We start from the raw sequence: 25,625 nt of genomic DNA on the forward strand, positions 1-25,625 counted from the left end.
CGAAAAAACAGGTAGGAGACTGACGAGCGACCCGATCCGGACCTCGTTAGGGCTGCTTCCTTCCGGACCTGACCCGGTTGGCGAGTGGCTCGTCCACCGCCAATCTCCCGGTCCTTATTTGGGGCCAAAACGTGCGGAAAGCAAGCGGGGTAACGGCTGTCATACCCCGCCAAAGCGGGGTATCCAGTAGACGCTGGACCATCGATGGCCGATGGGCCGTGGGCGTATTGGATCACCCGCTTTCGCGGATGATGACGCCTTGATATGAAACCTCGTCAGTGCCTGAGAAGGGCATTTGGGAACCCTCATGTCCGATTCCGCCTGGTCGCTGCATTCACGGCTCAAGGAAGACACCATCGACATCGGCGACCTGCCGCTCTGCCGGGTGCTGGTGATCAAGGACGCGCACTATCCCTGGCTACTGCTGGTGCCGCGCCGGCCGGAGATCGTGGAGATCATCGACCTCGACGAGGTCGAGCAGGCGCAATTGATGACGGAAATCTCCCGCGCCGCCCGCGCCCTGAAGGAGGTCACCCGATGTGACAAGCTGAATATCGCAGCACTCGGCAATCTGGTGCCGCAACTGCACGTCCATATCATCGCGCGCCGCTCAAGCGACGCCGCCTGGCCGCGTCCGGTCTGGGGGGTGATGCCGCCACTCGCGCACGACGCGGAGGAAGTTCAGATGTTTATCAGCGCGCTTCGCCGCAAGATCTGGCTTGGTTGAACAATCTGGTTGAGCACATGACAGCATTCGATTCATTTCCGTTGGGACAGCCGGGTTTCGTCACGCATATTCTCGACCGCGCCGCGCATCTGCGCGGCGACGACGCCAAGCTCCTGGCGCTCGAGGCGCGGCGTGACGCCCGCGCCTATGTGGTTTATCGCGACTCGCTGGTGGTGAAGCGGGAGGCCGCCAGTCCGCGCGCTTTGCTCAGCCTTGATGAAGCGCTGAGCTTCGGCGCCAATCCCGGCACGATCTTCCTGGGGCTGCGTGAAGGCGCGCCGGTGTTCGGCATGGGCATCTCACCCGCGGCGGTGGAGAAGCTGGCGACCCGCGACGACGCGGCCGTGACCGAACTGCGCGGCATGGCGATGCAGGGCGTGGTCCCGGCCAACCAGCTTTCGGCGATCGCAATGGCGAAATCGATGGTCAACTGGCATCAGCGCCACGGCTATTGCGCCAATTGCGGCACCAGAACCGCGATGAAGGAAGGCGGCTGGAAGCGCGATTGCCCGAACTGCAAGGCCGAGCATTTCCCCCGCACCGACCCTGTCGTGATCATGCTGGTGGCCTCTGGCGACAAGGTCCTGCTCGGCCGGCAGAAGCATTTCCCTCCCGGAATGTATTCGTGCCTGGCCGGTTTCGTCGAAGCCGCCGAAACCATCGAGGACGCGGTCCGCCGCGAGATTTTCGAGGAAGCCGGAATTCACTGCACCGACGTGAACTACTACATGACGCAGCCCTGGCCCTACCCGTCATCGCTGATGATCGGCTGCGCCGCGCGCGCCACCAACGAGGACGTCGTCGTCGATCGTTCGGAACTCGAGGATGCTCGCTGGTTCGACCGCCATGAGGCTACCTTGATGATCAAACGGGAACATCCCGAAGGCCTCGCGGGGCCGCATCCGTTTGCAATTGCCCACCATTTGCTCGGACGGTGGGTGCATAATGGTCCGGACAAGCAGGCATAACGGGAACCCGGCAATGGCTTCATCTGTTAGCTCCGGACACAGCTTCCGGCATCCCCCGGAATCGTCATGACGGAATCCGACATGAACTTTCACGCCGCCGCGCCGAAGACCCCGCCGCGGATTCTCTGCATCGGCATGCCGGTGCGCGACCTGACGTTTCGCGTGGAGGGACTGCCGGCGCGCGGTTCCAAGGAAAACGCCAGCCATTTCGAGGAAATATGCGGCGGCAACGCGCTCAACGGCGCGATCGGGATCGTGCGGCTCGGCGGTCGCGCCTCGATCTGCGGCCCGATGGGTGACGCGCGCGAAACCACCTCAAGATATATCTTCGAAAAAATGGCGCACGAAGGCATCGAGACCAAGCACATCGTGCACATGCCGGGCCTGGTGACGCCGATCTCCAACATCATGATCGATCCCTCGGGCGAGCGCACCATCGTGACGTTCCGCGATCCGGAATTGTGGAAGGTACAGCTGCCCGATGCCGACACCCTGCTCAGGGATTGCGACGCGATCCTGACCGAGAGCCGTTGCGCGACGTTCTGCACCGATCTCTGCGCCGAGGCGCGCCGGCGCGGCATTCCCGTGATCGTCGATGTCGATCGCGCGATGTCGTTGCGGGAGGGGCTCCTCACCGCGTCATCGCATCTGGTGTTTTCGAGCGAACCCTTGCAGGAGACCGCGGGCGTCGCCGACGACGGCGAGGCGCTGAAAAAAATTGCTAAATTGACCCCGTCGTTCCTGGCCGGCACGCGCGGCGCGCAAGGCACGATCTGGCTCGACGAGCACCAGACTCTGCAGCAGACACCGGCTTTCCCGGTCCACACCGTGGACACGCTGGGCGCGGGCGACGTGTTCCATGGCGCCTTTGCCCTCGCCGTCACCGAGAAGCAGGATTTGCGCGCGGCGCTCAGGTTCGCTTCCGCCGCCGCCGCCCTGAAATGCACCCGGTTCGGGGGCGCCTTCGCCGCCCCGCAACGTGCTGAAGTTGAAGCGCTTTTAAGCCAGGGCCAAGCGGCCGGCGCGACCAATGCCGGGCAGTAGCGGCTTGTCTTAGAAGAATTTTCTCTATATGAGGGTCACAACCCTCACAATTGGAAGAAAGTTCTTCTCATGACCGACCTTGCCGTTCACACCAGTGAGCCCAATCGCCGGCTCGACGCCATCGACCGCAAGATCCTGACGGTGCTGCAACAGGATGCCTCGCTTTCCGTCGCCGAGATCGGTGATCGCGTCGGGCTATCCTCGACGCCGTGCTGGAAGCGTATCCAGCGGCTGGAGGCCGATGGCGTCATCCTGCGCCGGGTCGCGCTGGTCGACCAGAACAAGATCGGGCTCGGCATGACGGTCTTCGTGTCGGTCGAAAGCGCCGATCATTCCGAGACCTGGCTCCGCAAATTCGCCGACGCCGTCAGCGCGATGCCGGAGGTGATGGAGTTCTACCGGATGGCCGGCGACGTCGACTACATGCTGCGCGTCGTGGTCGCGGACATGCAGAGCTACGACGTGTTCTACAAGAAGCTGATCGGCGCGGTGCCGCTGAAGAATGTCACGTCGCGCTTCGCGATGGAGAAGATCAAATCGGTGACCGCGCTGCCGGTGCCGGCGGCCGCGTAAAGCACGATGCCTCCCACTTGCTGGCAGGAATTTCCCGCATCTCAACGTGTGACGGCGGTTACGAGAAGAACAAAGGCGGCAACGGCAAGCACCGCACGCGCGAGGTGGGAATATTCCCAGCGATCTCGAAAATAGGTCCATTCAGCCGATTCAAACCGGTTCCCGACGCCCGAATCGACCGCAAAGAAGGCGCGGATGGCGTGTTCCAGACGGATGTCGCGGAGCCAGAAGCTATTTACCGGGTAAATGCCGATCCAGTAGACCGCGTGGGTCAGCAATAGCGCGATGCACGCACTCACCGTGAGCCAGAAACCGGCACCAACGGGTGGTGTCAAGAAGGCAAGCAAAGTCACCGCCGCAATACTCAAGGGCTCGGCGACTCCGCCGAACCTAAAGCCCGGATAATAGATCGCCTGCGCCGCCAGGTATTGGTCCTTCGGCAGCCGCAATTTGCCCGGCAACTCCAGTGCGTGAGCAAGGGCCATGTCCATTGCGGCAGCGACCAGCAGTACCGTGACGATCTTCAAGAGCCACATTGCGCCAGCCTCAGCATTTGCTGATGCCGTAACGCGCCGAAAGCCGAAGCGTTCCAGCTTTGCAAGGCGAAGGCCCATCTGGTTTGACGACGGCCGCCGGGGCGCTGATACCCCTCGCAAACCGCAGGGTGCGGGGGTCAAATCTTCTGGTTATATTCGCCGACCTCTGGATGGGTGCGCAGCACCGAATCCATCGCCTCGAACAGGTCGTGCATCCGCTGTTCCGAGACCGGGCTTTCGACCACCACCACCAGCTCCGGCTTGTTGGAGGACGCCCGCACCAGGCCCCAGCTGCCGTCCTCGACGGTGACGCGCACGCCGTTGACGGTGACGAGGTCGCGGATGTTTTGTCCCGCGACCTTCTCGCTGCTGTTCTGCATCGCCTCGAAATGCTTCACCACGCTATCGACGACGCCGTATTTGGTTTCATCGGAACAGTGCGGCGACATCGTCGGCGACGACCAGGTCTTCGGCAGCGCGTTTTTCAGGTCGGCCATCGACTTGCCCGGCGCGCGATCGAGCATCTCGCAGATGGCGATCGCCGAGATCAGGCCATCGTCATAGCCGCGGCCAAACGGCTTGTTGAAGAAGAAATGGCCGGATTTCTCGAAGCCCGCCAGCGCGCCCAGTTCGTTGGTGCGGCGCTTCATGTAGGAATGGCCGGTTTTCCAGTAGACGGTTTTCGCGCCCTGCTTTTGCAGCACCGGGTCGGTGACAAAAAGCCCGGTCGACTTCACATCGACCACGAACTGCGCGTTCTTGTGGATCGCCGACATATCGCGCGCCAGCATCACGCCGACCTTGTCGGCGAAAATCTCTTCCCCGGTGTTGTCGACCACGCCGCAACGGTCGCCGTCGCCGTCGAAGCCGAGGCCGACATCGGCCTTGTGCTCAAGCACCGCGTCGCGGATGGCGTGCAGCATTTCCATGTCTTCGGGATTGGGATTGTATTTCGGAAAGGTATGATCGAGCTCGGTGTCGAGCGGCACCACCTCGCAGCCGATCGCTTCCATCACCTGCGGCGCGAACGCGCCCGCGGTGCCGTTGCCGCAGGCGACCACGACTTTCAGCTTGCGCTTGAGTTTGGGGCGTTTGGTCAGGTCGTCGATGTAGCGCGCCGGAAAATTCTCGTGAAACTCGTAACTGCCCCCGACCTTGTTCTTGAAATCGGCATTGAGCACGATCGCCTTCAACCGGTTCATCTCGTCGGGGCCGAAGGTCAGCGGCCGGTTGGCACCCATCTTGACGCCGGTCCAGCCATTGTCGTTATGCGACGCCGTCACCATCGCGACGCAGGGCACGTCGAGCTCGAATTGCGCGAAATACGCCATCGGCGTCATGCACAGGCCGATGTCGTGAACCTTGCAGCCCGAAGCCATCAGCCCGGAGATCAGCGCGTATTTGATCGAGGCCGAATAGCCGCGAAAATCGTGTCCGGTCACGACCTCCTGCTTGACGCCGAGTTCCGCGATCAGCGCGCCCAGCCCCATACCGAGAGCCTGGATGCCCATCAGGTTGATTTCCTTGCCGAACAGCCAGCGGGCATCGTATTCGCGAAAGCCGGTCGCCTTCACCATCGGCTCGGATTCAAAGGCATAGGTGTTCGGAACCAGTGCTGATTTCGGCTTCGGAAACATTCAAATGGCCTCGTCGTGACATGGGATCGGAAAGGCACCGCAGCCATAGCGAATGCGCCGGCGGAGCGGAAGGGGATAGCGGCTTGTTGCGGTTAATTGCGGCATATTTGAAGGCCGCGCCGATTAGGGTCATCGGCCTGCGGCCCGATTGACGGGTAAATCGACTATCCTCGTTCCATGAACGGGTTGTGCAATTCACAAAGGCGGGGAGAACGGGATGCCGCGCGAGCCGCGTCAGGCAGAATGCGGGAGCAGGGGAGCCTTATTGCTCCAGCACCAGCGTGCCGTTGGCGTATTCGAACCGCCTCAGCTTCGACAGGAATGACAGGCCGAGCAGGTTCTCCGACAGCGCTTCGTCGGGCAGCACCATCGCCTCGACGTCGCGCACAACGAGACCGCCGATATCGACCATGGCCAGCCGTGTCGGCGCCGCCTTGATGGTGCCGTTGGCGGTGGTGACGGTCGCCTTGTAGTCGCCGCGCGCCGGGCGCAGCCCGAACCGCGCCGCCGAGCTTTCGTTCAAGGCGATGACGGAAGCGCCGGTGTCGACCATGAACCCGATCCGCTGGCCGTCGATCCGGCCTTCGGTCTCGAAATGGCCGCGGGCATCGCGCGGGATGCTGAGGCTGCGGCCGCCCGCTTGCACCACGGTCTGTGCGGGAACCGCTTTTTGCATGGTCGAGGTGGCGGATGCCGGCGCCGGCGTCATCTTGTCCGCGACCTGCGCCATCAGCGTGCCGAGGCCAGCCATCAACGCAGCAAAGATCATTATGTTACGCATCACGCCACACTCGATCCGAGGACCTGCCGATATCACCACGCCGGCGGAAAGACTTCGACCGATGAAGCGGGCACAGGGCACCATTTCGGCGAAAAGGATGAGCGAAGTGTTAACCGGCGAGGTCGTCAGGTTCCCCGCGGCTTGACGCGCCGGGTCGGCACGGCGCTGGCCGGATCCTCCGGCCAGGGATGCCGGGGGTAGCGCCCGCGCAGATCGGATCGTACCGCGGCATAACTGCCGCGCCAAAAACCCGGCAGATCGCGCGTCACCTGCACCGGCCGCTGCGCCGGCGACAGCAATTCCAGCACCAGCGGGATCGCGCCCCTGGCGATCGACGGATGGATGTTGAGCCCGAACAGTTCCTGCAGGCGGACCGCAATCGTCGGCCCCTGCTCGGCCTCGTAGTCGATCGCAAGCGGCGTGCCGGTGGGCGCTTCGAAATGCGTCGGCGCTTCCCGCTCCAGCCGGGCGCGCAATTCCCAGGGCAAGAGCGTCATCAGCGCATCCGACAGATCGCCGGCCGAAAGCTCTTTCAGCGAGGTCTTGCCGTAGAGGACAGGTAGCAGCCATGCCTCGCGGTGCGTGGTGAGCGCGCCGTCGGACAGGTCGGGCCAGGGGTTCTGCGAAGCATCGCCTTCGGCTTTGCGCAAAAACGTTACGCGGTCGCGCCACTGTTTTGATGACTTCGACCAAGGCAGCTTGTCGAGGCCGACCGAGATCAGCCCATCGGCCAGCACGCGGGCGGTCTCCGCCGAAGGTTTTAGCGCCAACGGCGCCTCTGACAGTGTGATCGCGTGAAGGGCTTTCCTGCGCCGCGCCCGCAACGCCATCGCACCACGATCGAACGAAATCTCGTCTGCCGTTTCGATCTGATCGGCGAAATGCAGTTCGATCTCGGCCTGCGTGATCGGCGCCGCCAGCAGAATGCGGCCCTGCGCGGCGGTGCCGGTGAGTTCGGCGACCGCGATATAGGGCGCGCGCGACAACGCGGACGTCTGGTCGAGCGCGGCGCCGCGGCCGTTGGCAAGGACAAAACTGCCATTGCCGCGGTTGCGCGCGACACGGTCGGGGAACGCAAGGGCCAGCATGACGCCGGTGGTCAGTTCGCCTTCGTTTTGCGCAAGATTTTCTTTTCTTCCCGGGATGTGAGTGGGCTCCCCTCCCCCCTGCGGGGAGGGGTTGGGGGTGGGGGTGGCCCCATGCGACACCGCTCGTGTGGAACCCCCTCCCCGACCCTCCCCCGCAGGGGCGGAGGGAGTAGAAGGCGGCCTCTCACCCGCCGCCACCTGCGACGCCCAGCGCCGGGCGAGAGCGCGCGCGCTATCGGCGCGTTGCGAGCGGTCGCGGCGAAATTGATCGAGCCGGACCTCGAGGTCGACATTGTCGCCGCCAAGTCCGCGTTCGGTCAGAACGGCGGCGATCTCGGCGGCGGCGTGGCCCACGCCCAGGGATTGCGAATCGACGATCATCCGCGCCAGCCGCGGTGGCAGCGCCAGGGCCCGCAGACGCTGGCCTTCCGCCGTGATCCGGGCGTCGCCATCGAGCGCGCCGAGCTCGCGCAACAGGCCACGTGCTTCCTTGAGCGCCGGCGCGGGCGGCGGGTCGAGAAACGCCAGGCTGGCGGGATCGCTGACGCCCCATTGCGCAAGGTCGAGCACCAGCGAGGACAGATCCGCGCTGAGGATTTCGGGCTGGGTATAGGCCGCGAACGAGGCGGTTTGCGGCTCGTCCCACAGCCGGTAGCACACGCCGGGTTCGGTGCGTCCGGCGCGGCCGCGGCGCTGATCGACCGCGGCACGCGAGGCGCGCACCGTTTCCAGCCGCGTCAGGCCGATGTCGGGTTCATAACGCGGTACTCGCGACAGGCCGCAATCGACGACGATGCGAACACCCTCGATGGTCAGCGACGTTTCCGCGATCGAGGTCGCCAGCACCACCTTGCGATGACCCTTCGGGGCCGGCGCGATGGCCCGGTCCTGCACCGACGCGTCCAGCGCGCCGAACAGCGGCACGATTTCAACCGCGGCGTCGTGGACGCGCTCGGCGAGAAAATTCTGGGTGCGGCGTATCTCCGCGGCGCCCGGGAGAAACGCCAGCACCGAACCGGGATCGGCGCGCAGCGCCATGGCGATTGTCTCCGCCATCTGCCGCTCCAGCGGCGCATCGGCTTTCCTGCCGAGATAGCGGGTCTCGACCGGGAAGGCACGGCCCTCGCTCGCGATCACAGGCGCCTCGCCGAGCAATTTGGCGACCCGCGCGCCGTCGAGCGTCGCCGACATCACGAGGATGCGCAGATCCTCGCGCAAGCCGGTTTGCGCATCGCGCGCCAGCGCCAGGCCGAGATCGGCGTCAAGCGAGCGCTCGTGAAACTCGTCGAACAGCACCGCGGCGACGCCGCCCAATTCCGGGTCATCGAGAATCTGCCGCGAGAAGATCCCCTCGGTGACGACCTCGATCCGCGTCGCGCGCGACACTTTCGAACCGAACCGGACACGGTAGCCCACGGTCTCGCCGACCCGCTCTCCGATCGTACGCGCCATGCGCTCGGCGCTGGCGCGGGCCGCAATCCGCCGCGGCTCCAGCACGATAATCTTCTTGTTCTTCGTCCAGGGTTCATCGAGCAGCGCCAGCGGCACCCGCGTGGTCTTGCCGGCCCCGGGCGGGGCCACCAGCACGGCGGCGTTATGGCCCTGCAGCGTGCGCGCCAGCTGGTCCAGCACGGCGTCGATCGGAAGAGGCGTGTCGAAACTGCGGGGCAAATCTCTATCCGATGTCGCTTGCTGGCTCCCTCGCCCCGCCTGCGGGGTCGAGACGAGCGAAGCTCGCTCTTAGAGGGTTGGGGTGAGGGGGACTCTCCACAGATTCAGACTCGCGGATAGTCCCCCTCACCCGGATCGCTGCGCGATCCGACCGCTCCCCGCAAGCGGGGCGAGGTTAGGCGCGCATCACCCCCGCGGCTCGGACGCCCGGCCGACGCTTTCGTAGATAAAGCCGTGCGCCGCCATGTCGTCTGGGCGATAGACATTGCGAAGGTCCACCACCACGGGATGGGCCAGTTCGCTCTTCAGACGCTCCAGGTCGAGGGCGCGGAATTGCACCCATTCCGTTACGATCACCAGCGCGTCGGCACCGCGCGCGCAAAGATAGGGATCGTCGCAATATTCGATATCGGGCAGTTCACGGCGCGCCGCTTCCATGCCGACCGGATCGTGCGCGCGGACCTTGGCGCCCATGTCGAGCAGCCCGGTCACCAGCGGGATCGACGGCGCCTCGCGCATGTCGTCGGTGTCGGGCTTGAAGGTGAGGCCGAGCACCGCGATGGTCTTGCCACGCAGGTTGCCGCCGGCGGCGCCCGCGACCTTGCGCGCCATCGCGCGCTTGCGGTTATCGTTGACCGCAAGCACCGCCTCGACGATCCGCAAATGCACATCGTGATCGAGCGCGATCTTGAGCAGCGCGCGGGTATCCTTCGGGAAACATGACCCGCCGAAGCCCGGGCCGGCATGCAGGAATTTCGATCCGATGCGGTTGTCGAGCCCGATGCCGCGCGCGACTTCCTGCACGTCGGCGCCGACCTTTTCGGAGAGATCGGCGATCTCGTTGATGAAGGTGATCTTGGTGGCGAGGAACGCGTTGGCGGCGTATTTGATCAGCTCCGCGGTACGCCGTGCCGTGAACATCAGCGGCGCCTGATTGAGCGACAACGGCCGGTAGACATCGCCGAGCACCTTGCGGGCGCGCTCATCCGAGGTGCCGACGACGATGCGGTCCGGGAACTTGAAGTCGCGGATCGCAGCGCCCTCGCGCAGGAATTCCGGATTGGAGGCCACCACCGCGTCGGCCGAAGGATTGGATTCACGGATGATCCGCTCGACCTCGTCGCCGGTGCCGACCGGCACGGTCGACTTGGTGACGACGACGGTAAAGCCGACCAGCGCCGAGGCGATTTCGCGCGCCGCGGCATGAACATAGCTGAGATCGGCGTGACCGTCGCCACGCCGCGACGGCGTACCGACCGCAATGAACACGGCGTCGGCCTCGGCGACGGGCGCGGCCAGATCTGTCGCAAAGTCCAGACGGCCGGCCTTCACATTGTCGGCAACCAGCGCATCGAGGCCCGGCTCGAAAATGGGAATTTCGCCGCGGCGCAAGGAGGCGATCTTGTCGGCATCCTTGTCCACGCAGGTCACTTGGTGACCGAAATCGGCAAAGCAGGCGCCTGACACCAGCCCCACATAGCCCGTTCCGATCATGGCGATACGCATCTGGCAACCTGTCGATAATGGTTAACGGGAACGATTGGTGGGCGGGTCTTAAAGCATTTTGGCGCCAAGAGGAAACCGGAAAACGTGCAAACCGGCATGTCATTTGAATGAATAAAGGGGAATGAAACCGATCCGGCCGATGATGCCGCTCCTTGCGCCAGAGGCGCGCCGAAAAGGAACACCGATGACACCAAACGGCACATCCGCCGCAGCCGGGCCGGCCGCGCCATTGGCGCCCTTGGCGCAGGCGGCGCCGGACCGTATCGACTGGGTGGACTACGCCAAGGGCATCTGCATCGTCATGGTGGTGATGATGCATTCGGTGCTGGGCGTGGAATTGGCCGCCGGCCAGACCGGTTTCATGCATCCGCTGGTCGCTTTCGCCAAGCCGTTCCGGATGCCGGATTTCTTCCTGATCTCGGGCCTGTTCCTTGCCGTCGTGATCGACCGCGACTGGCGCACTTTTCTCGACCGCAAGGTGGTGCACTTCGCCTATTTCTACGTGCTGTGGGTCACCATTCAATTCGGCTTCAAGGCTCCCTCCTTTGCCGCCGAGACCGGCTGGACCCATGCCGGGTTGCTGTATCTGGAGTCCTTCATCGAGCCGTTCGGCACGTTGTGGTTCATTTATCTGCTGCCGGTGTTCTTCGTGGTCGCCAAAGCGACGCGGCGGATGCCGCCGCTGCTGATCTGGAGTATGGCTGCGCTATTGGAGATGGCCCACATCGCAACCGGCTGGACCGTGATCGACGAATTTGCCGCGCGCTTCGTCTATTTCTATATCGGCTATCTGTGCGCGAACTATGTGTTCGCGCTGTCCGACCGCGCTCGCACCCAGCCGCGTCTGGCGCTCGCGGCGCTCGCGCTCTGGGCGCTGATGGACGGTGGCCTGGTGAAACTCGGCTTCAGCGAATGGCCGCTGGTCTCGCTCGCGCTCGGGCTTGCGGGCGCTTGCGCCATCATCACCCTGGCCACGCTGCTGGCGCGCTTCCATTGGCTCGAATCGCTACGCTTCTGCGGCGAGCATTCGATCGTGATTTATCTCGCGTTCTTCCTGCCGATGGCGGCGACGCGGACACTGCTGCTGCGGGCCGGCATCATCCACGATGTCGGCACGGTCTCGCTGATCGTCACCCTTGCCGGCGTGCTCGGAGCGCTCGCGATCTGGCGGATCGCGCTGAAGGCCGGAGCCAATTTCCTGTTCGAACGGCCGCCTGCGTTCTGGATCGCGCCACAGAAACCGCAAGCGACGCTGCAGCCGGCGGAATAGGCTTCTTTCATTCGTCGTCCCCGCGAAAGCGGGGACCCATAACCACCGCTGTTCGTGGACGCACACCTGTGCCGCCCCAACTCTCCCCAGTCCATCTGCCGGTGGTTATGGGTCCCGACTCGCGCGGAGCCCGTCATCGGGCGCGCATTCGCGCGACCCGTTGGCTTGGCCGGGACGACGGCAGCTAGGACTCAGCCCCCTTCAATCGATCTTCACACCGTCCTTCATCTGCCCGATCTTCTCGCGAAATCCCTCGGCATCGCCGAAATCCGCAAAACCCTGATAGTGCGGATGCGGTCCGAGCACCCGGCGGGCATGCTTGATCGGGCACCAGTAGACCTCGGTGCGCGACGCCACCTCGCGCACGAACGCGATCGCGCCGTTGGCGTAGGAACAATAGGCGCAGTTGATCTTCTCGATGACGTTGAGATAGGCAAGATGATGGCGGTCGAACACGAGGTAGTCACGGCGGCGCACTTTGGGAATTTTGTAGACCGGAAAGCAGATCGCCTGGTAGGCCATGACCCACATATCAACCAGCGCGATCGGGACGATCAGCGAATAGATCACCGGCGCGCTCAGGATCATCAGCGGATTGGCGTCGATCAGGTAGCGCGTCGCCCGGGTCTTGAGCTCGCGGTGGATCCGCAACACCTCCTTCTCGAACACAATCCGGCGGTTTTCGATACGGAAACGCAGTTCCTCGCGCCGCTTCGCCAGTTCGGCCTCGATCTCGGATTCGATCGATCGCAGCTTCTCCGTCAGCGTGTCGAGTTGCGTGGCCATCGTCTTTTTCCTTCGGCTGCCCGGACGCAGGGGGTCACGTAATAGCTGCCGATGCAACTCATTCCCCGGCACAAAAATCCCGGCACAACATGCTCCGAAGGCTGTCAATCGCCGCAAAAACACTTAAGTTTCGGCCATGCCGAAAACCTCCCAAAAAGCCGCCCCCAACCCCGTTGCCGTCAAACCCCTCAAGAAGGGCGACCATGTCTTCCTGGTGGACGGTTCCTCCTATATTTTCCGCGCCTACCACGCGCTGCCGCCGCTGAACCGCAAATCCGACGGGTTGCAGGTCAATGCCGTGCTCGGCTTCTGCAACATGCTGTGGAAGCTGTTGCGCGACATGCCGCCCGACAACCGGCCGACCCATCTCGCCATCGTGTTCGACAAGTCGGAAGTCACCTTCCGCAACAAGCTCTACGCTGACTACAAGGCGCACCGGCCGCCGGCGCCGGACGACCTGATCCCGCAGTTCCCGCTGATCCGCGAGGCGGTCCGCGCCTTCGATCTGCCCTGCCTGGAGCAGGGCGGCTTCGAGGCCGACGACCTGATCGCCACTTACGCGCGTGAGGCCGGCGAGCGCGACGCCACCGCCACCATCGTCTCCTCGGACAAGGACCTGATGCAGCTCGTCACCGACAAGGTGACGATGTACGACACCATGAAGGACCGCCGCATCGGCATTGCCGAGGTGATCGAGAAATTCGGCGTGCCGCCGGAAAAGGTGGTCGAGGTTCAGGCGCTGGCCGGGGATTCCACCGACAACGTGCCGGGCGTGCCCGGCATCGGCATCAAGACCGCCGCGCAGCTGATCGTCGAATATGGCGATCTCGAAACCCTGCTGAAGCGCGCCGGCGAGATCAAGCAGCCGAAGCGGCGCGAGGCGCTGATCGGAAATGCCGAGAAGGCGCGAATCTCGCGGCAACTGGTGCTGCTCGACGACAAGGTCAAGCTCGACGTGCCGCTCGACGAGCTTGCGGTGCACGAACCCGACGCGCGCAAGCTGATCGCGTTTTTGAAGGCGATGGAGTTTTCCACCCTCACCCGACGCGTCGCGGAATATTCGCAGATCGATCCGTCGGACGTCGCCGCGGACGACAAGAACAGCAGTGGTGCGAGCGGCAAATCGGCCGGTTCATCGCCGCCGCCCCCGCGCGCGGCCGGTGGCGACCTGTTTGGAAATCAGGACGCCTCGCCCGCGACCGCCAAAGCGAGCGCATCCAGCGCCGGCAGGGGCCAGGGCAAACCGGACAAATCGAACGTCGTCCTGACCCCCCAGGCGCTCGCCGCCGCGCGCGCCGAAGAGGCGCGCAAAACCCCGGTCGATCGCAGCAGGTACCAGACCATCCGCAGCCTCGACCAGCTCAATATCTGGATCGCGCGGGTACACGATGTCGGCCATTTCGCGATCGAGGCCAAGGCGAATTCGATCGATCCGATGCAGGCCGAGATTTCGGGCATTGCGCTGGCGCTCAAGCCCAACGACGCCTGCTACGTCCCGCTCAGCCACAAACAGTCCGGCGACGGCTCCGGCCTGTTCGCTTCTGGCCTCGCATCCGACCAGATCAGGACGGAAGACGCGCTCGCAGCGTTGCGGCCGCTGCTGGAGTCGGCCGGCATTCTCAAGATCGGTTTCAACATCAAGTTCAATGCGGTGATGTTCGCGCAGCACGGCATCACGCTGCGCAACCACGACGACGCCCAGCTGATGAGTTACGCGCTCGACGCCGGCCGCAACGCGCATGGGCTCGATGCGCTGGCCGAAACCTGGCTCGGCCATGGCAATATGACGCATGGCGAGCTGACCGGCAGTGGCAAGGGCAAGCTCTCCTTCGACCAGGTCGAAATCGACAAGGCAACCGCATATTCGGCCGAGGATGCCGACGTGATCTTGCGGCTATGGCGGGTGTTCAAGCCGCGCCTGGTCGCCGAGCGCATGACCGCGGTTTATGAGACGCTGGAGCGGCCGCTGATCTCGGTGCTGGCGCGGATGGAACGGCGCGGCATCTCGATCGACCGCCAGGTGCTGTCGCGCCTGTCCGGGGAATTCGCCCAGACCGCCGCGCGGGTCGAGGCCGAGATTCAGGCGATCGCGGGCGAGCCGGTCAATGTCGGCAGCCCCAAGCAAATCGGCGACATCCTGTTCGGCAAGATGGGGATTCCCGGCGGCACCAAGACCAAGACCGGCGCGTGGTCGACCTCGGCGCAAATCCTCGATGAACTCGCCGAACAGGGCCATGAGTTTCCAAGGAGGATTCTGGAATGGCGCCAGGTTTCCAAACTGAAATCGACCTATACCGACGCGCTGCCGACCTATGTGCATCCGCAGACCCATCGCGTCCACACCACCTACGCGCTGGCGGCGACCACCACCGGACGGCTGTCGTCGAACGAGCCCAACCTGCAGAACATTCCGGTGCGCACCGAGGACGGGCGGAAAATCCGCCGCGCGTTCATTGCGTCACCGGGTCATAAGCTGGTCTCGGCGGACTACTCGCAGATCGAATTGCGGCTGCTCGCCGAGATCGCCGACATTCCCGTGCTCAAGCAGGCCTTCCGCGACGGGCTCGACATTCACGCCATGACCGCATCGGAAATGTTCGGCGTGCCCGTCAAGGACATGCCGGGCGAGGTTCGCCGCCGGGCCAAGGCGATCAATTTCGGCATCATCTACGGGATCTCGGCGTTCGGGCTCGCCAACCAGCTCGGCATCGCCCGCGAAGAAGCCTCCGCCTACATCAAGAAATACTTCGAACGCTTTCCCGGCATTCGCGCCTATATGGACGCGACGCGGGATTTCTGCCGCAGCCACGGTTACGTCGAGACGTTGTTCGGCCGGAAATGCCATTATCCCGACATCAAGGCCTCCAACGCCTCGGTGCGGTCCTTCAACGAGCGCGCCGCGATCAACGCACGGCTGCAGGGCACCGCCGCCGACATCATCCGCCGCGCCATGACCCGGATGGAAGACGCGCTGGCCGAGAAGAAACTTTCAGCGCAGATGCTGTTGCAGGTTCACGACGAACTGATCTTCGAGGTACCCGACGACGAGGTCGCCGCGACGCTGCCGGTGGTGCAGCACGTCATGCAGGACGCCCCTTTCCCGGCGGTGCTGCTGTCGGTGCCGCTGCATGTCGACGCCAGGGCGGCCGACAATTGGGACGAGGCGCATTGAGACCTCTTCATCCAATGGTTCGCGAGACCCTTGCATGATCCAGGTCCGCCTTCTGGCGCAGAAGCTGATCTCCAATGACGGCATTCGCTAGTTTGAAAACCAAGTGTTGGGCAGAGCTTCCGGCAATCACCTGGAAGCCGACCCATCCTTGGCTACCTTGGCTTCGCCGGTTCAGATTCCGAGTGCGCTCTGGTAAGCGAAAAGCGCCGGCACGCCGCCTGTGTGCAAGAAGATGACATCCTCGTCTTTGCGCCAACGCCCTTGGCGGATCAGGGCGATCAAGCCCGCTAGCCCCTTGCCCGAATAGACCGGATCAAGTGGAAGAGCCTCGAGCCGGCCTGCAAGTCGGATCGCTTCGATTGTGGCTTCGTGCGGGACCCCGTAGGCCGGTCCCGCATGCCCCGCGACGACTTCCACCGCTGCGTCGTCGAACGGAACATCAAGCAGATTGGACGCATTCCGCGCCAACGCTACGACATCGGCTTGCACCCGCGCAGGCTCGGCGTCGATATCAATCCCGACGATCCGAGTGTTTGGCATCGCCACGGCTGCCCCAACGACGAGACCAGCCTGCGTGCCGGCGCTTCCGGTACAGTGCACGATAGCGGCTGGTACGAAGCCCAATCGCGCTGCCTGCGGTTCGATCTCGGAAATCGTCGTGGCATAGCCAACAGCGCCCAGGGCATTCGAGACCCCGTATGGCACAAAGTACGGCCTATGACCCTTCGCTTCGAGATCGCCGACCAGCGTGCGAATGGCTGCATTGCGGTCACCGGTCCAGGGCACGTCATGGAGATAGGCGCCGAACAGTCGATTGAGAAACGCGTTGCCCGAGGTCTTGTATTCGGGCGTCGGCGGTTCGAGTCGGCCGTGGTAGACTGCAAGATGGCACGAAAGGCCGAGCTTTGCCGCAACCGCCGCAACCTGCCGCTGGCTGTTCGATTGCACGACGCCCCCTGAGACGATCGTATCGGCGCCGCTTGCAAGGGCCTCGTGGAGGACATAGTCGAGCTTGCGCAACTTATTGCCGCCAAAACCGAGCCCCATGGCATCTTCGCGCTTGACCCACAGCCGCGGTCCGCCGAGATGAGCCGTCAGTCGCTCCATCGGCTCGAGCGGGGTCGGCAGATTGGCCAAACCCAAGCGAGGAAAGATAGCGAGTCGGTCGATTAGTGGCTTGCGATCCATTTGCATCGTTCTGTCCGTCTGACTCTCAAGTGATATTCCAACGGGCGCCATTATAGCCCTCAAGCGCGAGCTTCGCTCGTTGCGTCCCCGCTTGCCGGAGAGGGAGCAGAAAGGTTCAATCCAGCTTTGCTTCCATGCCGCGCTTGACGCCGGGCCGCGCCATCAATGCATTGTACCAGCGCCGGACATTCGGGAAATCGGCAAGGTCGACCTTGTGGCGTGGATGCCGCCAGGCCCAGCCGAGGATAGCGAAATCGGCGACCGACAGCGGGCCCGCGACGAACTCGCAATCCGCCAGGCGGCGATCCAGCACGCCATAGAGCCGGCGCGTCTCGGCCATGAAGCGCTTCAAACCATAGGCGCGGTCCTGCTCGTTCTCCAGCGCAATAAAGTGGTGCACCTGCCCCGGCATCGGCCCAAAGCCGCCCATCTGCCACATCAGCCATTCATAGACCGGGATGCGCTCGATCAGCGGCACAGGCAGGAATTTGCCGGTCTTCTCGCCGAGATAGAGCAGGATCGCGCCGGACTCGAACACGCTGACGCGCCTGCCGCCGGGGCCATCGGGATCGACGATCGCGGGAATCTTGTTGTTCGGGCTGATACTGAGGAAATCGGGCGCCATCTGCTCACCCTTGGTGATGTCGACCGGGAAGACCTGGTAGGGCAAGCCCATTTCTTCCAGCGCGACTGATATCTTGCGACCGTTCGGCGTGTTCCAGGTGTGAAGTTCGATCGTCATTTCTTGTCATTCCTCTGCGACGCTGCGATATCACCTACCTCGAAACCTCGCGGCCTTACAACGGCGCTTTCCAGATGTCGTCCCCGCGCACGCGCGGACCCATAACCGCGATTGTCCGCAATGGGCGAAGGCGCCGCCCCAGCTCAACGCAACGCAACCATCGGTGGTTATGGGTCCCGGCTCGCGCGGAGCCTGTCATCGGGCGCGCGTTCGCGCGACCCGTTGGCTTGACCGGGACAATGACGCATTTTGTGACTGTTGACGGCGCGGGTTCCGCTCTGGAATGTGCGGCCGTCCATCGATAGATTGCGCCTCCTCACACGAGAGACCGCCTTGTCCAAATCAGCCTCCCGCGCCCGCCTCGCCGAGATCATCCGCAAACGCTCGTTCGGCCGCGGCGAAATCACACTGGCCTCGGGCCGCACCAGCAGTTTCTATTTCAACCTCAAGCCGACCATGCTGGATCCGGAAGGCGCCGCCTTGCTCGCGGAACTGACATTTGAGGCGCTGAAGGATGACGGCCTCGATTATGTCGGCGGGCTCGAGATGGGCGCGGTGCCGCTGGCCGGCGCGGTCGCGCAGCTCTCCTGGATCAAGGGCCATCCGATCGCGGCGTTCTTCGTGCGCAAGAAGCCGAAGGAGCACGGCGCGCGCCTTGCGGTCGAGGGGCTGGCGAAAGGCGAGAGCCTGCAAGGCAAGCGCGTGGTGATCGTCGAGGACGTTACCACCACTGGCGAATCCGCGCTGAAGGCGGTGGAAGCCGCGCGCGATGCCGGCGGCGAGGTTGCGCTGGTCCTCACCATGGTGGACCGCGAAGAGGGCGCCACCGAAACCTTCGCGAAGGCCGGCCTGCCGTTCCGCTCGCTCTACAAGGCCAGCGAGTTCTTGAAGGACTGAGCGCGCTCTCCGCAATTAACTCGTATCCCGGACGCGGTGCAGCGCCTCTTTGGCGGTGCGCCGCAGAGCCGGGACCCACTCGTACTTGAGCCAAGGTGGGCCCCGGATCGGCAGCGCACCGCCGGAGTCGCGCAACGCGCGACCCCGGGAGCGCCGCGCTGCATCCGGGGCACTGCGCTCTCTCCCCGCAAGCGGGGCGAGGTAAGGGACACGCAGGGGAATAAAGAACAGAAGCTTTTCTTTCCCGCCCCCAGCCCTTGCTCATAGCTCGTTTACCATCCCGCACTATGGTGAATCAGGTCGGGGCATAGCCTGCCGCGGCGCGGTTTGTGGCGTGGGGTGGAGTAAGCGTTGCGTACAGAGTTGCCTTTTCAGCGCATGCGGCGCCGCATGATGCTTGTTGCGACCGCGCTACTTGCCAGCTCCGCTGTGCTGGCGCCGCAACAGGCCTTCGCCGAAGGTCTGTTCGACCTGTTTTTCGGTGGCATTCAGAAACAGCAGCAGCGCCAGATCCCGCCGCAGGCAAATTTTTTCGCCGATCCGTTCGGCCAGAACCAACCGCCGGCGCCGCCGCCACGCCCGGTCGCCTCGGGCGGCGGACCCGCATTTTGCGTACGCAGTTGCGACGGCCGGTATTTTCCGCTGGCGCGCGGCAACGCAACGCCGGTCCAGATGTGCCAGGCGTTTTGCCCGGCCAGCCCCACCAAGGTTTTCTTCGGCAGCAACATCGACGGCGCCACGTCCGCCAGCGGCGAGCGTTATGCCGACAGTGAGAATGCCTTCGCCTATCGCAAGGCGCTGCGCGCCGACTGCACCTGCAATGGCCGCGACGCCGCGGGCCTCGCGCCGGTCGACCTGACGCTCGATACCTCGCTGCGTGCCGGCGACGTGATCGCCACGACCAACGGGCTGGTGGCCTATTCCGGCATCAAGGTCGGCAACAACCAGACCGCGGAATTCACGCCGGTGGCTTCCTATCCCGGCTTGACCGCCGAAGTGCGCGCCCGGCTCGGCGAGATGAAGGTGGCTCCGGTGACCGCGGAAACCGTCGCCAATGAAGCACCGCCGACGGAAAGTGCACGCGATGTCGCGCTGCCCGCGACTGCGGTGCCGAAGACGGTTTCGACGCGGGCGAAACGCGCGGAAGTGAATTAGGCACTGATTTTGAAATCGTCATTCCGGGATGGTCCGCTAGGACCAGACCCGGAATCTCGAGATTCCGGGTTCGATGCTTCGCATCGCCCCGGAATGACGAAGAACGCGAGACGTCCGCGCCTCACCGCCCGACGATGACGCCGATCACATTCGGCGCCGACAGATATTTTTCCTCGATTTGCGCCCGCGCTGCGGCGCGATTCTCCGGCGTCAGCAGGCCGCGCTTCTCGGCGAGGATCATCCAGCAATAGCCCCACCAGTCCGTCAGCATGCCCTCGTCGTCGACGAGGTCGTAGCCTTGTTCGGCGGCAAAGATGCGGGCATGCGCCTCATCCAGCGAATCGAGAAAGACGTGGTCGGCGTCGCAGAACAGATCGTCGCTGAAATCGTCCGTGGTGTAGCCCCACACCGACATGCAGACGGCGTTGAATTCCCGGTCGATGGCGTCGTCGTCGACGGCATGCCGGCGCGAGGCCTGGTGCAGCCGCGACAGCGAGCGGGCGAAGTCGGCGATGCGGGTGAGCGCGAATTGATCGAAGGCGATGGTGGACATGTAGTCCTCGAAATCTCGGATAGACCCTAGATATTGTGTTGGCACTGCGCCGAATCACTATGATATATCAAAGACTTGCTAAAGTGTTCTTAATTTGTTCTGGCGCGAATGGAGCGTCGGCGTTTCCTGCTCCCATTTAGTAGAGGCCCCAATTTTAGGAGGATCCACCAAGAGGATCCACCAAATGGAGTTGCAGGACTTGATCCGACGAGTCATCGAAATTGGCCATCGAAGGGGCTTTGTCACCTTCGATCAGATCAACGAGCTAATGCCCTCAACCAAGACTGCACCGGAAGATATCGAAACCCTCATGGAGGCCTTAAGCGCTGCAGAAATACAAATTACGGACGAATAAGATCCCCTCACTCGGCAACCTCTTTCAACAGACTCCCCTCTCCCACAGCACTTCGTCGCGGCAATAATTCCTGACAAAATTTCCCCAGAATCGGCCCGGTCCTTGCATAAAAATCATGCATGTACTGCACCATCGAGGCCTGCGACGGGTTTCGATCGGGGACCAAGACGCGTATGATTCCGTGGCGTTCAGTGGGGGATGCCCAAATTGCCAGATCAATCTTTCCCGGTGAATTTTCCAGCACCCGGTCAGCCCATCGACGAGCTGGCGCTGGCCGAGATCAAGGGCGCAATCCTTGCCAAGCTGCGGCTTGCAATCGGCAAGGACGCCGGCATGGCCACCAAGCACGATTGGTACAAGGCGGCGGCATTGGCCCTGCGCGACCGCATCGTGCACCACTGGCTGACGGGGGAAAAGCAGAGCTACGACGCCGGTCGCAAGCGGGTCTATTACCTCAGCCTGGAATTTCTGATCGGACGTCTCTTCACCGATGCCCTGAACAATATGGGACTGCTCGCAGTGTTCGAGGCGGCCCTCGGCGATCTCGGCGTCGACCTCTCCGAATTGCGCAAATGCGAGCCGGATGCCGCGCTCGGCAATGGCGGCCTCGGACGGCTGGCGGCATGCTTCATGGAAAGCATGGCGACGCTCGCGATCCCCGCGATCGGCTACGGCATCCGCTACGATTTCGGCCTGTTCCGCCAGATCATCGCGCAGGGCTGGCAGCATGAATATCCCGATGAATGGCTGAGCTTCGGCAACCCCTGGGAATTCCAGCGGCCGGAGGTGGTCTATCACGTGCACTTCGGCGGCGGCGTCGAACACGTCGAGACCACGGGACGCGACCGCGCGATCTGGCATCCGGCGGAAACCGTGCAGGCGGTCGCCTACGACACCCCGATCGTCGGCTGGCGCGGCCAACACGTCAACGCGCTGCGGCTGTGGTCGGCGCGTTCGCCCGATCCCCTGAAGCTCGACGTCTTCAACACCGGCGACTATCTCGGCGCCAGCGCCGAGGAGGCGCGCGCCGAATCGATCTGCAAGTTCCTGTATCCGAATGACGAGAGCCCGGCCGGGCGCGAACTGCGGCTGCGCCAGGAATATTTCTTCGTCTCGGCGTCGCTGCAGGATCTGATCAAGCGCCATTTGGCAGCCGATGGGCAAATACGCGGCCTGGCGTCGAAAGTCGCGGTGCAGCTCAACGATACCCATCCCAGTCTCGCCGTCACCGAGCTGATGCGTATTCTGGTCGACCTCCACAACATCCGCTGGGACGACGCGTGGAAGATCACGGTCGACGCGCTGTCCTACACCAACCACACGCTGCTGCCGGAAGCGCTCGAGACCTGGCCGGTCGAACTGTTCCAGCGGCTGTTGCCGCGCCATCTGGAGATCATCTATCGCATCAATGTCGGGCATCTGGCGCTCGCCGAGACGCGCTGCCCCGGCGACGTCGATTTCCGCGCCTCGGTCTCGCTGATCGACGAGAAGTCCGGCCGCAGGGTGCGGATGGGGCAGCTGGCGTTCGTAGGCTCCCACCGCATCAACGGCGTCTCGGCGATGCATTCCGACCTGATGAAGGAGACCGTGTTTCATGATCTCAACCATCTTTATCCCGGCCGCATCACCAACAAGACCAACGGCATTACCTTCCGCCGCTGGCTGATGCTGGCCAATCCGAAGCTCACAGACTTGTTGCGCGAGGCCTGCGGCGAGGCCATGCTCGACGATCCGACCCGGCTTTCGCATCTCGAGGCCCGCGCCAGCGACAACGCGTTCCAGGAACGGTTCCGCAACGTCAAGCACCACAACAAGATCGTGCTGGCGCGGCTGATCGGCGAGCGCCTCGGCATCAAGGTCGATCCGGCGGCGCTGTTCGATGTCCAGATCAAGCGCATCCACGAATACAAACGCCAGTTGCTCAACGTCCTGGAAGCCATCGCGCTGTATCACGCGATCAAGGACGATCCGCAAGCCAACTGGGTGCCGCGCGTCAAGATCTTCGCCGGCAAGGCGGCGGCGAGCTATCGCTACGCCAAGTTGATCATCAAGCTGATCAACGACGTCGCCCAGGTCATCAACAACGATCCCGTCATCGCCGGACGCCTGAAGGTCGCGTTCCTCGCCGATTACAATGTCAGCCTCGCCGAGGTGATCATTCCGGCGGCCGATCTTTCCGAACAGATTTCGACCGCGGGCATGGAGGCCTCCGGCACCGGCAACATGAAACTCGCGCTGAACGGCGCGCTGACCATCGGCACGCTGGACGGCGCCAATATCGAAATCCGCGACCATGTCGGCGCGGAAAACATCGCGATCTTCGGCATGGAGGCGCTGGACGTGGTGGTGCGGCGCAAGCAGGGGCTGGATGCCACCGACGTGATAAGGCGGTCACCGGCCCTGTCGCGCGCGATCAACGCGATCGGGAGCGGCGAATTCTCGCCCGGCGACGCAAGCCGGTTCGAATCGATCGCGCATGCGCTCCGCCATCTCGACCACTACATGGTGAGCGCGGATTTCGATTCCTATTACGAGGCCCAGCGCGGCATCGACGCACGCTGGCAGGTGGCCCCGGCATGGACACGCGCCTCCATCCTCAACGTCGCGCGGATGCCGTGGTTCTCATCCGACCGCACCATCCGCGAATATGCGCAGGATATCTGGAACGTGCCGGTGCAGGGGAGCTTGCCGCAGGCAGCGCAGGAGCCCGGCGTGCAGCGCGGGGCAACGCGCTAGGGGCGGCGCGCTCCCGATCCATCCACCATCTCGGATTCATTACCTGCGACGTCATTGAATTTGGCGCAAAGCCAATGATACTGCGGGTGTGTGTCCCAACAGCCCGAGATCGCAATGCAGGTTGGAGAGTATGTCAGCCCGGATGGACAGCTTAGGTTCCTTGTCGCTTGCCCTGACTGGACGATCGGTTTTGAGGGGTTTCCTTCGCACACGCATGGGAGTCTTTTGGCGGCCGGCTCCGGGCAGGACGAAATTTCTGCGATCAAGCGCTTCGTCGCCGATTTGACTGGCAATATCAGTGTGATCGTGTTGACCCGAAGGTCCGGAGTGCTGACCGACGTTTGGATAACGGACGACCCTGCAACTGCTCTCTCAAATTACAAACGCTACGGCTGGCCCGACGAAACGATTGAATTTCGGCGTTGGGACGGGACCGTCGTGAAAGTTTGATTCGGTGCGCGATACACACTCATCGGAGAACCTGATGCTTACCAGGACGCCGCACCTTTTCGATGACGCCACGCGGGTGACCGCCGGCGACAGCCGCTGGCAGGGACGGACCAGCGACGACTACTGGGCCTTTGTCGGCCCGTTCGGCGGCGCCACCGCGGCCACCATCCTGCGGGCGCTGATCGACCATCCCGAACGATCCGGCGATCCGCTGTCGCTGACCGTCAATTTTTGCGCGCCGATCGCGCAAGGCGCGTTCGATCTCGACGTCCGTCTGGTCAGGGCCAACCGGTCGACGCAGCACTGGTGTGTCGAGCTGACCCAGGGCGGCGCCGAGGTTGGCGCGCTGGCGACCGCCGTGTTCGCCGAGCGCCGCCCGTCATGGTCGCATCAGGCGGCGAAATTTCCCAAAGGCCCGCCGTTCGAGCAAATCCGGCCTTTTCCGCGAATCAAGGCCTCCTGGGCCAACCAGTATGATTTTCGCTTCGTCGAGGGCGAGACGGATTTCAGGGCTGCGCAAAAACAGCCGCCGGGAAGCGCGTTTTCCAAATGCTGGATCGGCGACCGAATGCCGCGCAAGATCGACATGCTGTCGCTGACGGCGATGTCGGACGCGTTTTTCGGCCGTATCTTTCTCGTGCGGGGCGAACTGGTGCCGTTCGGCACAGTGTCGCTGACGACCTATTTTCACGCCGATGCCGCGGATCTGGCCGCCGAAGACATCAGCCGCGTTCTTGCCGTCGCCGACGCCAACATCTTTCACAAGAGTTATGGCGACCAGACCGGCGCGCTGTGGTCGCCAAATGGGCGCCTGCTCGCAACCACCACCCAGATCGCGTATTTCAAGGCGTAGCCTGGCGGCTGCTCACAGCTTCTGCGAAAGTCCCGCATAGAAGCCGCGGCGCGCGCCGAATTGCGGGGCGAACACGCCGATGCCGCTGCCGTCGCGGAGTTCATAGATCTTGTCGAACAGGTTGACGACGTCGAACCGCAGCGTGGTCGGCTTGGCCCCCTGAAAAACCTGGAAGTCCCGCGCGATTCCGAGATTGGCCGTCACGTAGGGCTCGTTGAACGACGAGTTCGCAAACCCGTTAGGCAGGCCGCTGCCATATTTCATGTTGATGGAAAACAGCGTCTGGTCCCAGCGGTAGGAGGCACCGGCCGATCCCGTCAGCATCTGGAAGTCATCGGTGTAGTGATAATGGGTCAGCAGAAAAGCGTATACATCGGGATCGAGTACATACTGGTTGGAAACCGGATCGGTCGCGCGGGTGATGTTGAAGGCAAAATTGGCATAGGCGCTGAAATTGCCACTCTGATATTTCGCCTTGGCCTCCACGCCTTCGCTGTAACCGCGCGCCCAGTTGAACTGGGTCAGCACCACCGCCTGTCCGAACTGGCCGTCATCGATCTGGTCGGTCGCGATCTTGTAATAGGCATCGAGCCCGACCGTGAGACCCGGAAGCAGCTTCTGGTCGACCCCGACGTCGAAATAATGCGACCGCTCCGGCTTGACCGGATCGTTGTTCGGCACCGCCGGCTGGTTCGTGGTGTTGGTGAACAGCGCAAGGTTCGCCTGCCCCGCCTGCGCCTGCATCGGCGGCGTGAAATAACGGGCGTAGCCGGCATGGAAGGTGGTGCCGTCAAACGGCTTGTACACCAATGCGGCGCGCGGGCTGAACTGGTTGGCGCTGACGAACTGATACAATTGATCGAAGCGAATGCCGTAATTGAGGGTGAGCTGCTTGGTGAGCTTCCACTCGTCCTGCACATAGGCGCCGAGATTCCAG

At 63.4% G+C, this 25,625-nt stretch carries 22 protein-coding genes and 1 other RNA gene; 12 read left to right on the forward strand and 11 right to left on the reverse strand.

The genetic code is table 11. The features are described from left to right. Positions 1–11: 11 nt before the first annotated feature. Positions 12–108: signal recognition particle sRNA small type (gene ffs, locus E8A46_RS25710), an RNA gene on the reverse strand. 199 nt (positions 109–307) lie between these two features. On the opposite strand from ffs, the gene E8A46_RS25715 reads away from it, so the two are divergent. The 4 genes from E8A46_RS25715 to E8A46_RS25730 all read left to right on the forward strand — a co-directional run bounded on the left by E8A46_RS25715 (position 308) and on the right by E8A46_RS25730 (position 3,312). After that, positions 308–727, forward strand: coding sequence for an HIT family protein (locus tag E8A46_RS25715; protein ID WP_291567226.1), 420 nt, complete (start codon positions 308–310; stop codon positions 725–727). Between the two features lie 17 nt (positions 728–744). After that, entirely contained in the window at positions 745–1,695 is a 951-nt protein-coding gene (nudC, locus tag E8A46_RS25720) for an NAD(+) diphosphatase (protein ID WP_291567228.1), read from the forward strand. A gap of 81 nt (positions 1,696–1,776) precedes the next feature. Continuing rightward, positions 1,777–2,739: a sugar kinase gene (locus E8A46_RS25725; RefSeq protein ID WP_291567263.1), complete on the forward strand. Its 963-nt coding sequence runs from the start codon at positions 1,777–1,779 to the stop codon at positions 2,737–2,739. Positions 2,740–2,808: 69 nt separating this feature from the next. Next, entirely contained in the window at positions 2,809–3,312 is a 504-nt protein-coding gene (locus tag E8A46_RS25730; RefSeq protein ID WP_291567230.1) for an Lrp/AsnC family transcriptional regulator, read from the forward strand. 41 nt (positions 3,313–3,353) lie between these two features. On the opposite strand, the gene E8A46_RS25735 is transcribed toward E8A46_RS25730, so the two are convergent. From E8A46_RS25735 to E8A46_RS25755, 5 genes are all read right to left on the reverse strand, one after another. After that, positions 3,354–3,926 (reverse strand): anthrone oxygenase family protein, encoded by a 573-nt coding sequence (locus E8A46_RS25735; protein WP_291567232.1) that lies wholly within the window; start codon positions 3,924–3,926, stop codon positions 3,354–3,356. Between the two features lie 59 nt (positions 3,927–3,985). Beyond that, positions 3,986–5,485 (reverse strand): phosphomannomutase/phosphoglucomutase, encoded by a 1,500-nt coding sequence (locus tag E8A46_RS25740; protein WP_291567234.1) that lies wholly within the window; start codon positions 5,483–5,485, stop codon positions 3,986–3,988. Positions 5,486–5,747: 262 nt separating this feature from the next. Further along, positions 5,748–6,266 carry a TIGR02281 family clan AA aspartic protease gene (locus E8A46_RS25745; RefSeq protein ID WP_291567265.1) on the reverse strand — a complete coding sequence of 173 codons (519 nt, stop codon included), beginning with the start codon at positions 6,264–6,266 and terminating at the stop codon, positions 5,748–5,750. Between the two features lie 125 nt (positions 6,267–6,391). Next, entirely contained in the window at positions 6,392–9,025 is a 2,634-nt protein-coding gene (gene hrpB, locus E8A46_RS25750; protein WP_291567236.1) for an ATP-dependent helicase HrpB, read from the reverse strand. A 186-nt stretch (positions 9,026–9,211) separates the two neighbouring features. Then, entirely contained in the window at positions 9,212–10,531 is a 1,320-nt protein-coding gene (locus E8A46_RS25755) for a UDP-glucose/GDP-mannose dehydrogenase family protein (protein ID WP_291567237.1), read from the reverse strand. A 184-nt stretch (positions 10,532–10,715) separates the two neighbouring features. On the opposite strand from E8A46_RS25755, the gene E8A46_RS25760 reads away from it, so the two are divergent. Continuing rightward, on the forward strand, positions 10,716–11,801 hold the full coding sequence (locus E8A46_RS25760; RefSeq protein ID WP_291567239.1) for an acyltransferase family protein: 1,086 nt from the start codon (positions 10,716–10,718) through the stop codon (positions 11,799–11,801). A gap of 201 nt (positions 11,802–12,002) precedes the next feature. Here E8A46_RS25760 and E8A46_RS25765 read toward each other — a convergent pair whose 3' ends face one another. Beyond that, positions 12,003–12,587, reverse strand: coding sequence for a hypothetical protein (locus tag E8A46_RS25765; RefSeq protein WP_291567241.1), 585 nt, complete (start codon positions 12,585–12,587; stop codon positions 12,003–12,005). Positions 12,588–12,723: 136 nt separating this feature from the next. On the opposite strand from E8A46_RS25765, the gene polA reads away from it, so the two are divergent. Further along, on the forward strand, positions 12,724–15,759 hold the full coding sequence (polA, locus tag E8A46_RS25770; RefSeq protein ID WP_291567243.1) for a DNA polymerase I: 3,036 nt from the start codon (positions 12,724–12,726) through the stop codon (positions 15,757–15,759). 171 nt (positions 15,760–15,930) lie between these two features. Here polA and E8A46_RS25775 read toward each other — a convergent pair whose 3' ends face one another. After that, positions 15,931–16,953 (reverse strand): D-cysteine desulfhydrase family protein, encoded by a 1,023-nt coding sequence (locus tag E8A46_RS25775; protein ID WP_291567245.1) that lies wholly within the window; start codon positions 16,951–16,953, stop codon positions 15,931–15,933. A gap of 109 nt (positions 16,954–17,062) precedes the next feature. After that, complete coding sequence (locus E8A46_RS25780; RefSeq protein WP_291567248.1) at positions 17,063–17,689, reverse strand: glutathione S-transferase family protein; 627 nt, start codon at positions 17,687–17,689, stop codon at positions 17,063–17,065. A 333-nt stretch (positions 17,690–18,022) separates the two neighbouring features. On the opposite strand from E8A46_RS25780, the gene pyrE reads away from it, so the two are divergent. Together pyrE and E8A46_RS25790 are read left to right on the forward strand one after the other, a co-directional pair. Further along, a complete protein-coding gene (pyrE, locus tag E8A46_RS25785) occupies positions 18,023–18,586 on the forward strand; it encodes an orotate phosphoribosyltransferase (RefSeq protein WP_291567250.1) in 564 nt (187 codons plus the stop codon). A gap of 393 nt (positions 18,587–18,979) precedes the next feature. Continuing rightward, positions 18,980–19,741: a DUF2865 domain-containing protein gene (locus E8A46_RS25790; RefSeq protein ID WP_291567266.1), complete on the forward strand. Its 762-nt coding sequence runs from the start codon at positions 18,980–18,982 to the stop codon at positions 19,739–19,741. Between the two features lie 121 nt (positions 19,742–19,862). Here the strand turns inward: E8A46_RS25790 and E8A46_RS25795 are convergent, their stop codons facing one another. Then, entirely contained in the window at positions 19,863–20,294 is a 432-nt protein-coding gene (locus tag E8A46_RS25795) for a hypothetical protein (RefSeq protein ID WP_291567252.1), read from the reverse strand. A gap of 184 nt (positions 20,295–20,478) precedes the next feature. On the opposite strand from E8A46_RS25795, the gene E8A46_RS25800 reads away from it, so the two are divergent. The 4 genes from E8A46_RS25800 to E8A46_RS25815 all read left to right on the forward strand — a co-directional run bounded on the left by E8A46_RS25800 (position 20,479) and on the right by E8A46_RS25815 (position 24,688). Beyond that, positions 20,479–20,649, forward strand: a complete 171-nt coding sequence (locus tag E8A46_RS25800) for an RNA polymerase sigma factor region1.1 domain-containing protein (RefSeq protein ID WP_291567254.1) — start codon at positions 20,479–20,481, stop codon at positions 20,647–20,649. Positions 20,650–20,847: 198 nt separating this feature from the next. Further along, on the forward strand, positions 20,848–23,385 hold the full coding sequence (locus E8A46_RS25805; RefSeq protein ID WP_291567256.1) for a glycogen/starch/alpha-glucan phosphorylase: 2,538 nt from the start codon (positions 20,848–20,850) through the stop codon (positions 23,383–23,385). 114 nt (positions 23,386–23,499) lie between these two features. Beyond that, positions 23,500–23,835, forward strand: a complete 336-nt coding sequence (locus tag E8A46_RS25810) for a hypothetical protein (RefSeq protein WP_291567258.1) — start codon at positions 23,500–23,502, stop codon at positions 23,833–23,835. A 34-nt stretch (positions 23,836–23,869) separates the two neighbouring features. Continuing rightward, on the forward strand, positions 23,870–24,688 hold the full coding sequence (locus E8A46_RS25815) for a thioesterase family protein (RefSeq protein ID WP_291567260.1): 819 nt from the start codon (positions 23,870–23,872) through the stop codon (positions 24,686–24,688). 12 nt (positions 24,689–24,700) lie between these two features. Here the strand turns inward: E8A46_RS25815 and E8A46_RS25820 are convergent. Then, positions 24,701–25,625: TonB-dependent receptor (locus tag E8A46_RS25820; RefSeq protein WP_291567261.1), on the reverse strand; the 925-nt coding region annotated here is incomplete at its 5' end.

The sequence above is a fragment of the Bradyrhizobium sp. genome (assembly GCF_004799445.1).
GTDB lineage: Bacteria > Pseudomonadota > Alphaproteobacteria > Rhizobiales > Xanthobacteraceae > Bradyrhizobium.

Excerpts from the sequence above, each read along its gene's own strand:
- E8A46_RS25715 (WP_291567226.1), top strand. The coding sequence starts at position 308 with ATGTCCGATTCCGCCTGGTCGCTGCATTCACGGCTCAAGGAAGACACC.
- nudC (WP_291567228.1), top strand. The coding sequence starts at position 745 with ATGACAGCATTCGATTCATTTCCGTTGGGACAGCCGGGTTTCGTCACG.
- E8A46_RS25725 (WP_291567263.1), top strand. The coding sequence starts at position 1,777 with ATGAACTTTCACGCCGCCGCGCCGAAGACCCCGCCGCGGATTCTCTGC.
- E8A46_RS25730 (WP_291567230.1), top strand. The coding sequence starts at position 2,809 with ATGACCGACCTTGCCGTTCACACCAGTGAGCCCAATCGCCGGCTCGAC.
- E8A46_RS25735 (WP_291567232.1), bottom strand. The coding sequence starts at position 3,926 with ATGGGCCTTCGCCTTGCAAAGCTGGAACGCTTCGGCTTTCGGCGCGTT.
- E8A46_RS25740 (WP_291567234.1), bottom strand. The coding sequence starts at position 5,485 with ATGTTTCCGAAGCCGAAATCAGCACTGGTTCCGAACACCTATGCCTTT.
- E8A46_RS25745 (WP_291567265.1), bottom strand. The coding sequence starts at position 6,266 with ATGCGTAACATAATGATCTTTGCTGCGTTGATGGCTGGCCTCGGCACG.
- E8A46_RS25755 (WP_291567237.1), bottom strand. The coding sequence starts at position 10,531 with ATGCGTATCGCCATGATCGGAACGGGCTATGTGGGGCTGGTGTCAGGC.
- E8A46_RS25760 (WP_291567239.1), top strand. The coding sequence starts at position 10,716 with ATGACACCAAACGGCACATCCGCCGCAGCCGGGCCGGCCGCGCCATTG.
- E8A46_RS25765 (WP_291567241.1), bottom strand. The coding sequence starts at position 12,587 with ATGGCCACGCAACTCGACACGCTGACGGAGAAGCTGCGATCGATCGAA.
- polA (WP_291567243.1), top strand. The coding sequence starts at position 12,724 with ATGCCGAAAACCTCCCAAAAAGCCGCCCCCAACCCCGTTGCCGTCAAA.
- E8A46_RS25775 (WP_291567245.1), bottom strand. The coding sequence starts at position 16,953 with ATGCAAATGGATCGCAAGCCACTAATCGACCGACTCGCTATCTTTCCT.
- E8A46_RS25780 (WP_291567248.1), bottom strand. The coding sequence starts at position 17,689 with ATGACGATCGAACTTCACACCTGGAACACGCCGAACGGTCGCAAGATA.
- E8A46_RS25790 (WP_291567266.1), top strand. The coding sequence starts at position 18,980 with ATGCTTGTTGCGACCGCGCTACTTGCCAGCTCCGCTGTGCTGGCGCCG.
- E8A46_RS25795 (WP_291567252.1), bottom strand. The coding sequence starts at position 20,294 with ATGTCCACCATCGCCTTCGATCAATTCGCGCTCACCCGCATCGCCGAC.
- E8A46_RS25800 (WP_291567254.1), top strand. The coding sequence starts at position 20,479 with ATGGAGTTGCAGGACTTGATCCGACGAGTCATCGAAATTGGCCATCGA.
- E8A46_RS25805 (WP_291567256.1), top strand. The coding sequence starts at position 20,848 with ATGCCCAAATTGCCAGATCAATCTTTCCCGGTGAATTTTCCAGCACCC.
- E8A46_RS25810 (WP_291567258.1), top strand. The coding sequence starts at position 23,500 with ATGCAGGTTGGAGAGTATGTCAGCCCGGATGGACAGCTTAGGTTCCTT.
- E8A46_RS25815 (WP_291567260.1), top strand. The coding sequence starts at position 23,870 with ATGCTTACCAGGACGCCGCACCTTTTCGATGACGCCACGCGGGTGACC.